The organism is Ligilactobacillus sp. (genome assembly GCF_036846325.1).
In the GTDB taxonomy this organism is placed as follows: Bacteria; Bacillota; Bacilli; order Lactobacillales; family Lactobacillaceae; genus Ligilactobacillus.
Window position 1 is genome coordinate 1 of the sequence record NZ_DAIUCE010000068.1, and the last position, 10,217, is coordinate 10,217.

Below are 10,217 nucleotides of genomic sequence, written 5' to 3' on the forward strand. Positions count from 1 at the left end.
TTAAAATGCAAAAAATAATACTGCCTTTTAAAGCAAAAATTCGAGGCTGAATGCCTCGAATTTTTTTAACGTCGTTGAGTGAAGTCAGCCTGAACTCAGTTGTCCGCTTCAGCATTTTCCAGTTCATCCAGAATCCGGTCGCATTCATAGATGTCAAATCCCTTGCGAAAAAGCGCAGCCTTGATTTTATTGCGCCTTTTGGTCAAGTTGATTCGGCTGTTCTTATGCCAGAGTTTTTCTGTCAGCAGCCGTAGATTTTCATATTCCTGATTGTCGTCCCTTGTCAGATTCAAGGATTGTCTGACCTGCGATGCCAGTTCTGATGAATAACCCCTGTTAAGCAATGTTTGCGTAATTTTTTGATTGCATTCATTGAATGATTTCTTCTTCGATTTGGCGACTGTTTTTTTCGCAAGTTTCAAAGCGTTTTCCATTTGCATTTCAGCAGGATATTCAAGCAGCGCATCCTCCGTGTCATATGGACTGATGCCTTTTTCCCTTAAGGAATTCGCAATGACTCTAGGACCCTTGTCAGTTGTTTTTGCCATGGTTCTGACGTAGCTTTTAGCGTATTCAGAATCATTCAGCAGTTTCATTTCCGTCAGTTTTCTGATGACGGATTCAATGATGTCGACTTCCAAGCCTTCCTTTGCCAATTTCTGACGTGTTTCTTTTTCAGTTCTCAACGAATAGCCCAAATAATCGAGTGCCTTGTTCAAAGCCTTGGAAAGATTATCCGCTTTAAGAATCTCTTCCAGGTCGGCAGCATCCAGTTCCTTTCCCTTTGACAGCCGAAACTTGACCAAAACGTCTTCCGAAACCGAAAAAGCGTAGTTTCCGTCTATAAAAACGTTGAAACGACCTGGACGTTTTTGAGCGGTGATTGAGGTTATTTTTTGGTTCATTGTTCAAAAACCCCCTTGAAAACATTGTAATGCGAAAGTATATTCGCGTCAAATTCAAGCGCATTGTGTTATAATCTAAGAGCCAAGAAAATGAAAGGAAAAAATGATGCATCAAAAGAAGTTTACAGGAAAAGTCTATTTAAAAAAGGGTCAGACGATTCACGTCAAAATCAAGCGCTTGGGAATCAACGGTGAAGGAATCGGATATTATAAGAGAAAGATAATTTTCATTCCGGGAGCGTTGCCAGAGGAATTCGTCAAAGCCAAAATTACGGAATCAAACAGAAACTATGCAAAGGCAAAATTGCTTGAAATAGTGGAAAAATCAAGTCAACGGGTCGATCCGGTCGATCATTATGACGTTGGCGGAATCGAACTGGAGCATTTAAACTACGATGCACAATTGGATTTCAAGCGGGACGTTATTCTGCAAGCTCTTGAAAAATTCAAGCCGCATGGATACGAAAGAATTGAATTGCGCAAGACAATCGGGATGAAGAATCCGTATCATTATCGCAACAAGGCGGCCTTTCAAGTCAGGGCGACAAGGTCCGGCAAGTTGATTGCCGGACTTTACAAACCTGAAAGTCATCATCTTGTTGACCTGCCGACATTTGAAACACAGCGGAGACTGACGCTTGAAATCATTCGCAAAACGCTCGCTTTAATGGAAAAATGGCATGTTTGTGCTTATGATGAGCGAACAGGCAAGGGAACGGTAAAGACGCTGGTCGTCAGAGAGGCATTTGCGACAAATGAGGCTCAGCTTGTTTTCGTCACGAATGAGCGTTTCATTGCCCATGCCTCTGAAATTGCAACGGAACTCAGAACTGAATTTCCCCAGCTGGTTTCAGTAATGCAAAATTACAATCCTGGCAGAACATCGCTTGTTTATGGTGATGAAACGACGCGTATTTACGGAAGGGATTATATTGTCGAAAAACTTGGCGACGTTTCGTTCAAACTTTCAGCAAGGGCCTTTTTTCAGATGAATCCGATTCAGACGAAGAAAATGTATGACGAAGTTAAGCAGGCCCTGGATCTCAAGCCGGGTGAAAGATTGGTCGATGCATATTGCGGGGTCGGAACAATCGGGCTTTACTGTGGAAAGGAAGCCGGACTCGTGTTGGGGATGGATGTTGTTTCAGAGGCGATTTCTGATGCAAGGGAAAATGCTGCGATGTCAGGAATTGAAAATGCCGTTTATGAAGAGGGGGATGCCAGACAGGTTTTTGCCAAATGGGAGAGAGACGGGCAGGAATTTGATGCTTTGGTTGTTGATCCGCCGAGAACGGGACTTGACGATGAAACAATCAAGGTTATTTTACGTAGTAAGCCGAAGAAATTCGTTTACGTTTCCTGCAATCCGTCGACGCTTGCAAGAGATCTGGTCAGTCTTGTCTCAAAGTATGACGTCAGCTATATTCAGCCGGTCGACATGTTTCCGCAAACGGCACGGACCGAAGCAGTGGTCAAGCTTGATTTGAAGTCCGAGTAAAAAACTTTAGGAATATTCATGAATATTTGGTATAATTAAAGTGGTATCGGTGTAATTGCACCTGTGCTTATAACTCAGAAAGCAGGGATAATATGCGTCATTCGAACGGACCCAGGGAAGGCGAATTTATTACCATAAAAAGTTATAAACACGATGGCAGCTTGCATCGAACGTGGCGCGATACGATGGTGCTCAAAACCAGTGAAAATGCACTGATCGGCTGCAATGACCACACTTTGGTCACGGAATCGGATGGCCGCCGCTGGGTAACGCGCGAGCCGGCACTCATGTATTTTCACAAGCACTATTGGTTCAATATCGTCACCATGATCCGCGATAATGGAGTTTCTTACTACTGCAATCTGGCTTCGCCTGCAGTTTTGGACAAAGAGGCCCTTAAGTATATAGATTATGATTTGGATGTTAAAGTTTTTCCGAATGGAGAAAAACGGCTGCTTGATGTTGATGAGTATGAGGAGCACGGAAAAAAGTGGTCCTATTCTCCGCAGACAGACAAAATTTTAAAGCATAATGTACGTATTCTGGTTGATTGGATCAATAATCGCAGAGGACCTTTCTCAAAAGAATATGTCGAGATTTGGTACAATCGCTATTTAGAATTATCGCGTCGGCAATAGCTGTCGGGTTTATGTTTGTAATGAAGAGTCCGGGATTTGGTTCCCGGTCTTTTTTTTGCACAACTCAATCTGCCGCGGTATACTTATACATGAATTACGAATGAGGGGGTGTATCTTTGTTTTCAAACAAAAATAAGGCCAGATTGATGTTTTGGACCTTGGAATTGCTGCTTGCAGCGCTGCTGATCTGGGCATGTACACAAATTCAATTTCTGTTTGAACCGATCGGGACATTCATTTCAACGTTGTTTGCCCCGATTCTGATTGCGGGTTTTTTATTTTATCTGCTGAATCCGCTTGTCAATATGTTGATGAAAATTAAGGTCAAGAATCATCATGTTTCAAGAACTGTTGCAGTTGCAATTGTTTTTTTGCTGCTGATTGCAATTATCGTGTCTGCCTTATCATTTCTGATTCCGAATATTTTGAATCAGGTTGAGCAGCTGATTCAAAACATGCCTGAATACATCAGAAGTTTTCAACATTTCTTAACCAGGGTTCTTCAGCAAAAAAATCTGCCGCCATGGATTGTTGACTTGACTAAAGACGTTGATATCAATGCGTATACAAAGGAAATCGAGGAATCCCTTTCTGGATTTGCCAAGAATTTTATGATGTCGATAACGTCAAGCATCGGCTCAATCATCGGAATGGTCACAAGCGTAACGGTTACCATCGTTACGGTTCCATTCATGCTTTTTTACATGCTAAAGGACGGCCACAAGCTCGTGCCGACGGTTACCGGCATTTTCTCTGAAAAGCAGGCGAATCGAATCGGCGAACTTTTGGAAAAGATGAGTGAAACGATTTCAAAATATATCTCGGGACAAGCGATTGAATGCTTGTTTGTCGGAACATGTACCGCAATCGGCTATGGAATCGTCGGCGTTCCGTTTGCTCTTTTGATTGGCATTTTTGCCGGTATCACCAATATGATTCCTTATATCGGACCTTACATCGGGTTGCTTCCCGCGCTGATTCTTGCTTTGTCAAATTCAGTCAGGCAGACGGTTCTGGTGATTATCGTCTGCGTTGTCGTTCAACAGATTGACGGTAATTTGATTTATCCAAACGTAATCGGAAAGTCACTGGATATTCATCCCTTGACGATTATCATCATTCTGCTTGTCGCCGGCAATTTGGCAGGATTACTCGGGATGCTTCTGGCGGTCCCGGTTTATGCCGTTGTCAAGGTGATTGTCATTTATATTTACGACATTATAATGTTAAATCATGAAAATAACATCGATGAGTAGATATTTTATTTTTAAAACTGTGAAGAGGGACGCAGTGAAGGACGAAAAAAGGCTAGGTTGTTTTAAGATTGTGCAACAATGAACATTTGCCTTTTTGCTCAAGATGTGGTAACTTGAAAGTGGTATGAAAACAAATAATTGATAGTAAGGATGTAAGAAATGACAGAGAAAATTGCTGTTTTAGGCGCAGGTTCCTGGGGTAGTACTCTTGCAACCGTTTTGGTGGAAAATGGTCATGATGTGAAGCTTTACACAAACATTCAAGCGCAGGCTGATGAATTAAATGAAAAGCATACGAATGAACATTACATGCCAGGGTTCAAGTACCCTGAAAATCTTTATACGACGACTGACTTGGAAGAGGCCGTTGATGGAGCGGATGCTGTTTTGTTCGTTGTACCTACAAAAGTTATTCGTTTGGTTGCTGGACAGCTTAAGGAAATTCTGGCAAGGAAAAACGCTCGTCCGTTGATTATTCACGCAAGCAAGGGTCTTGAAATCGGGACCCACAAACGGATTTCTGAAATTATCATGGAAGAATTGACAGAGCGTTATGCCAAGGGCATAGTCGTTTTGTCGGGGCCAAGCCATGCTGAAGAAGTTGCCAGAAAGGATATTACGTTGATTACGGCGGCTTCAAGCAATCTTGAAGAAGCTGAGTACGTGCAGGATCTGTTCTCCAACAATTATCTTCGAATTTATACTAACGACGACGTTGTCGGCGTTGAAACGGGTGCTGCATTTAAAAATGTCATTGCGATTGGCGCAGGTGCTCTTCACGGCTTAGGTTATGGTGATGATGCCAAGGCTGCTTTAATGACGCGCGGTCTGGCAGAAGTTGCTCGCTTGGGCATGGCATTTGGAGCAAGTCCGTTGACGTTCATCGGGCTTTCAGGCGTCGGTGACCTGATTGTGACATGTACTTCGGTTCATTCGCGCAATTGGCGTTGCGGTAATGCTTTGGGTCAGGGAAAGCCGCTTGATGAAGTCATAAAGGATATGGGCATGGTTATTGAAGGAATCAATACTTGCGAAGCGGCTTATCAGCTTTCGCAGCAAGAACATATTGATATGCCGATTACGACGGCTATTTATAACGTTTTGTTCAAAGGTGCCGACATCAAGGAAGAAATTGCTGACTTGATGGGGCGCGACAGCCGTTCTGAAATTATTGGCCATGCAAAGGATATCAGACGCAAATAACCGTTCGTGGTTTCGGAATATGAAAAAAGCCTTGTCGCAAACTGGCAAGGCTTTTTGAATTCGGTACTGGATGAATGGATTAATGATTGTCGCTTTTAAAATTTTCAATTTCTTCCTGATTCGGATCGTTTTCTTCTTTCATTTTATCATGTTGACGTTTTGACAAAGCATTTATCTGAAAACGATTCGTCGTGTTGAAGATGAACCATTTGGAAAAAAAGTAATTCAGTATTCCCACGATGCATTGGTCGATGATTTTTAGCAGGTCGGCATTGATTGGAAAGATGCCGATACCGACGACCATGATAAAATTATCTAAAAAGAATGAGAGCAATCTGACGTTGCAAAATGACAAAAACTCGCGAATTAACTTTCTGACTGAATCATATTCGGAATGAAATACGAGCCGTTTATTGGTAAAAAACGTAACGAGCATCCCGCATATGTAAGAAATGACATTAGCAACAACATAGTTTATGCCGATATTTTGATATAGAATATGGAAGACAATCAGATTTACTCCGCTTGCAAGTGTCCCGAAAAAAGTATAGGAAACAAAGCTTTGGTGTTTTCTGATGAAATTTTTCATTTTTCCTGCTCCTTAAAGTCAACTAGACAATTATAGCGAGGATATTCTGAAAGTGCAAGTATTCTTCGTGACAGTTGCGTCAATGTTCCGGATAAGGTAGTATTTTATAAAGAAAGAAAAAATAAATCAGGTGAAGATAGCATATGAAAAAACTTGAAATCAAATACATTGCCAAAAGCGTGCCTTTGCAGGTGGATAAAAAGACGAAGGTTTCGTGGCTGTTGGATGAAAGCAGAGATTTTTGGCTTCTTCGCGGAATCACGTTTGACGTCACTCAAGGAGAGGCTGTGGGTGTTATTGGCGAAAACGGCTCCGGAAAGGCTGAGCTCTTAAAAATCATTGCAGGTCTTGAACGTCAGTCCACCGGCTTTATCACAACTGATGCAAAGATTAGTTACGCAGGCCTGGACAGTGTTGACCCAAATCTGACTGGACTTGAAAATATTCGAAATGCAATTGAAGCTTCCGGTGTCGACAAATTCAAGGGAGATCATTTGACGAACGGAATTATTGATTTTACTGAGGCAGGGCAGCTTTTATACCGGCCTGTCAGAGAATATTCGGTCGGTATGCATGCGCGTCTGGTTCTCGGGCTGGCCTTGTATATTAATCCTGAACTGGTTGTGATTGACGATGTCTTGTCCATGCTTGATCAGACGTTTTTTGAAAAGACGATTAAGCGAATTCAGAAATTGAAGGATACCGGGACGACGTTCATTATTTCAGACGTGAAGAATATCGTAATTGAAAGTCTTTGCGAGCGCTGTGCATGGATTTCTTTCGGAGAGTTGCAGGATTTTGGTCCGACAAAAGACATCATGCGACAATTTGAATATTCGCTTGAATGGTATCGTTCCTTGACCTTGCCTGAGAAAAACGACTATCTGGCAAACAAGCAGCGAGAGCAGATGATGTTTGACGTCAGAGGCTTGTATGATGATTTCAAGAGCGAACAGTTCAAACATGGATATACCAGAAAAGATGAGCCTAAAATGCGTCATGCTTTCTACGTTGATCATGGCGCAGATCCGGTTTCGGAGACGGGTAAGAAACTTAATCAGGAGCAAAGAAAGTCCAGGAAATTAGGGATTGCGGTTTCCATTGTCGCATTATTGATTTTGGTTTGCGCAAGCGGAGGCTGGCTCATTCATCGCCATATGACCGAAGAAACTGCTCAAAAGGAAGCCACATCATTGAAAAGCGTTAATAAGGGCAGTTTAAAGAAAACAGCAAAATCTTCTGAAAAATTGGCAAGGAAGCAGTCCGAAGAAAAAGCCAAATCTGAGAGCAAGGCCAAGGCTGAATCTGAAAAAAATGCCAGAGCTGAAGCAGAAAGCAGGGCTAAGGCAGAATCGGAAAGCAAAGCCAAAGCAGAATCTGAGAGCAAGGCCGAAGAAGAAACCCAAACGGTAACGGTTGGAGACGGCGAAACAATCGGGGAACTGGCGGATAAATATGCAACCACGGTTCAACGCATCCAAGAGCTGAACAATATGGGCGACAGCATCGATTTGGTTGCAGGGGCAACAATCAAGGTGCCGAAATAATGGAAAATATAACCAGGTAGGTGTATAATCTATCTTTAATCAAAATATTAAATGGAGTGATAGGTATGGGTGATCCCGGACAGCCCCTTTTATGGGCGTTGGTTGGTTTGATAATAGTTTTTGTTTGTTTGACGTCGATGGCGACGGGATGCGTCAATGCAATCAATCATCCTGTCGGCAACAATGAATCAGATGATAATGAAATGCAGTCTTTGCAAAAGCTGGTAGAAAAAAGGCCGCAATTTTTGGCGGCGTTGCGTCTTAACAGCGTTTTTTTGGTTTTAATGCTTGCGGGATGCTTGGTCGGCTTATTCAGAGATGTTATCGGCTTCAGCAGTCTGTATGAAATGGCAGGCGTGATTGTCGCGTTATTGTGTGCCGTTGTACTATATGCATTTTTCATGGCGATTCCTCAATTGTTGACCGCGGCACATCCTGAAAAAACAGCTAAAAGGCTGTATTATTTCATCTATGCGATTTATGTGTTGTTTTGGCCGACAGTGACAGCTGTTTCGTTAATCAATAAACATTTTGTCGTTAAACGCGACGTGACTGATACGGCAGACGATCCGACGGCATCGTGGCAGGATATCTTGGACATGATTGAGGAAGGAAGAAATAACGGCGAGCTGGACACGAATGAGTATGAGATGATCGACGGCGTGATTTCGATGCATGACAAGATGGCGCGTGAAATCATGGTTCCGAGAACGGATGCCTTCATGGTGGACGTTACGAACGATAACAGTCGCAATATCGACAGCATTTTGGCGATGGATTTTTCGCGTGTTCCCGTTTATCATGAAGATAAAGATAACGTTGTCGGCATCGTTCACATCAAGACTTTGGTCAAGCTGGCCAGAAATTTCGGATTTGATCATATTACAATCAGGCAGGCGATGCGTCCGGCTTTCTTTGTTCCTGAAACAATGACTCTGGATGAGCTTTTGTTTCATATGCAAAAGACAAGAAATCAGATGGCAATTTTATTGGATGAATATGGTGGCGTTGTCGGTCTGGTAACCTTGGAAGATCTGCTCGAAGAGATAGTCGGAGAAATTGATGACGAATCTGATGAACCGGATCAGCTTTATCAGCAGATTTCATCGGATGAGTTTTTGGTTCAGGGCAAGATGCCGATTGATGATTTCAATGATGAATTCGGGACGGATCTGAAAATTAATGACATTGATACAATTGCGGGATTCTTGATTGCAAAGCTGGGCAGAATACCTGATAATGATGAGACTGTTTCGGTTACGGCCGAATCTTCTGAAGGAGATGTTGTCCTGACTACCGCAAAAATCATCGATGATGCCAGGATCACTGAGGTCAAAGTGACGTTGCCCGATTCATTGGCTTCGCTCCATCGAAAGAAAGAGGCAATAAAAAAACAAACCGAGCTTAAGCTCAGTTAGAAAAAAGAGTGGCTTGCGTTCGTTGCAAGTCGCCCTTTTTTATATTATGATTAAATAATGGATTATTTTAGCAATCAATGAGGTAAGGCCAATGTAAACATGTTTTTTTAGAAAATACAAAAAATAAACAACTGAAGGATTTGAGAGGTAAAAATGGATCAGAAACAACTAGAACAAGCAGTTGAAAAACGGCGAACCTTTGCGATTATTTCGCACCCGGATGCCGGCAAAACAACAATTACTGAACAGTTGCTGCTTTTTGGCGGCGTAGTTCGTTCGGCAGGAACGGTCAAGGCGAAGAAAACGGGAAATTTTGCCAAGTCCGACTGGATGGAAATTGAAAAGAAACGCGGAATTTCAGTTACGAGTTCCGTCATGCAGTTTGACTATGACGGCAAGAGGGTCGTTATTTTGGATACACCTGGTCACGAGGACTTTTCGGAAGATACCTATCGAACGTTGATGGCAGTTGACTCTGCGGTTATGGTGATCGATTCTGCCAAGGGGATTGAGCCGCAGACAAAGAAGCTCTTCCAAATTTGTAAAATGAGGGGGATTCCGATTTTTACGTTCATCAATAAGCTTGACCGTGACGGACGTGAACCGTTGGATCTGACGGCGGAATTGGAAGAAGTCTTAGGGATTGAAGCCTATGCAATGAATTGGCCGATTGGAATGGGGAAAGGCTTTAAGGGGATTTATGACAGATTCAATAATCGAATTGAACTCTATCGCAGTGAAGACGAAGGGGAATCGTTTCTCGAACTGGATGAAAACGGCGAAATCAAGGGGGATCATCCGCTTAAGCAAGAGAGCATCTATCGTCAGGTATTGGAAGAAATTGAGCTTGTCAAGGGAGCTGGCAGCGAATTTGATGAAGAAAAGATTGAAAAAGGCGAGTTGACACCTGTTTTCTTTGGGTCCGCATTGACTAATTTCGGTGTTAAGACTTTCCTTGACGCATATTTGCAGTTTGCACCTGCTCCTGCAAAACATAGGACTGAAGAAGGAAACTTCGTTGAGCCAAAAGATGAAGAATTTTCCGGTTTTGTCTTCAAGATTCAGGCGAACATGAATCCTAACCACCGTGACCGCATCGCTTTTGTCAGAATTTGTTCTGGCGAATTTGATCGCGGGATGGACGTTACGCTTCAGCGAACTGG

At 42.7% G+C, this 10,217-nt stretch carries 9 protein-coding genes; 7 read left to right on the forward strand and 2 right to left on the reverse strand.

Features of this window, described 5'->3' with window-relative positions; translation table 11 throughout:
* Positions 1-95: 95 nt before the first annotated feature.
* Positions 96-905, reverse strand: coding sequence for a recombination regulator RecX (gene recX / locus V7Z60_RS07105; protein WP_334117141.1), 810 nt, complete (start codon positions 903-905; stop codon positions 96-98).
* Positions 906-1,008: 103 nt separating this feature from the next.
* On the opposite strand from recX, the gene rlmD reads away from it, so the two are divergent.
* From rlmD to V7Z60_RS07125, 4 genes are all read left to right on the forward strand, one after another.
* A complete protein-coding gene (gene rlmD / locus V7Z60_RS07110; RefSeq protein ID WP_334117142.1) occupies positions 1,009-2,403 on the forward strand; it encodes a 23S rRNA (uracil(1939)-C(5))-methyltransferase RlmD in 1,395 nt (464 codons plus the stop codon).
* Between the two features lie 92 nt (positions 2,404-2,495).
* Complete coding sequence (gene ntdP / locus V7Z60_RS07115; protein WP_334117143.1) at positions 2,496-3,041, forward strand: nucleoside tri-diphosphate phosphatase; 546 nt, start codon at positions 2,496-2,498, stop codon at positions 3,039-3,041.
* Between the two features lie 116 nt (positions 3,042-3,157).
* Positions 3,158-4,297 (forward strand): AI-2E family transporter, encoded by a 1,140-nt coding sequence (locus V7Z60_RS07120; protein ID WP_334117144.1) that lies wholly within the window; start codon positions 3,158-3,160, stop codon positions 4,295-4,297.
* A gap of 159 nt (positions 4,298-4,456) precedes the next feature.
* Positions 4,457-5,500, forward strand: a complete 1,044-nt coding sequence (locus V7Z60_RS07125) for an NAD(P)H-dependent glycerol-3-phosphate dehydrogenase (RefSeq protein ID WP_334117145.1) — start codon at positions 4,457-4,459, stop codon at positions 5,498-5,500.
* A 79-nt stretch (positions 5,501-5,579) separates the two neighbouring features.
* Here V7Z60_RS07125 and V7Z60_RS07130 read toward each other — a convergent pair whose 3' ends face one another.
* The gene (locus V7Z60_RS07130; RefSeq protein WP_334117146.1) at positions 5,580-6,089 is read right to left on the reverse strand and encodes a GtrA family protein; all 510 of its coding nucleotides are present in this window, start codon (positions 6,087-6,089) and stop codon (positions 5,580-5,582) included.
* A 143-nt stretch (positions 6,090-6,232) separates the two neighbouring features.
* Here V7Z60_RS07130 and V7Z60_RS07135 point away from each other — a divergent pair, with 143 nt between their 5' ends.
* The 3 genes from V7Z60_RS07135 to V7Z60_RS07145 form a co-directional block, all read left to right on the forward strand.
* Complete coding sequence (locus tag V7Z60_RS07135; RefSeq protein WP_334117147.1) at positions 6,233-7,636, forward strand: ATP-binding cassette domain-containing protein; 1,404 nt, start codon at positions 6,233-6,235, stop codon at positions 7,634-7,636.
* Positions 7,637-7,743: 107 nt separating this feature from the next.
* Positions 7,744-9,054: a hemolysin family protein gene (locus V7Z60_RS07140; RefSeq protein WP_334117148.1), complete on the forward strand. Its 1,311-nt coding sequence runs from the start codon at positions 7,744-7,746 to the stop codon at positions 9,052-9,054.
* Positions 9,055-9,207: 153 nt separating this feature from the next.
* A partial coding sequence (locus V7Z60_RS07145; RefSeq protein WP_334117149.1) for a peptide chain release factor 3 occupies positions 9,208-10,217 on the forward strand: 1,010 nt, incomplete at its 3' end.

Bases quoted from the DNA above. Each gene is read 5' to 3' on its own strand.
- ntdP (WP_334117143.1), top strand. From the start codon at position 2,496: ATGCGTCATTCGAACGGACCCAGGGAAGGCGAATTTATTACCATAAAA.
- V7Z60_RS07130 (WP_334117146.1), bottom strand. From the start codon at position 6,089: ATGAAAAATTTCATCAGAAAACACCAAAGCTTTGTTTCCTATACTTTT.
- V7Z60_RS07135 (WP_334117147.1), top strand. From the start codon at position 6,233: ATGAAAAAACTTGAAATCAAATACATTGCCAAAAGCGTGCCTTTGCAG.
- recX (WP_334117141.1), bottom strand. From the start codon at position 905: ATGAACCAAAAAATAACCTCAATCACCGCTCAAAAACGTCCAGGTCGT.
- V7Z60_RS07125 (WP_334117145.1), top strand. From the start codon at position 4,457: ATGACAGAGAAAATTGCTGTTTTAGGCGCAGGTTCCTGGGGTAGTACT.
- rlmD (WP_334117142.1), top strand. From the start codon at position 1,009: ATGATGCATCAAAAGAAGTTTACAGGAAAAGTCTATTTAAAAAAGGGT.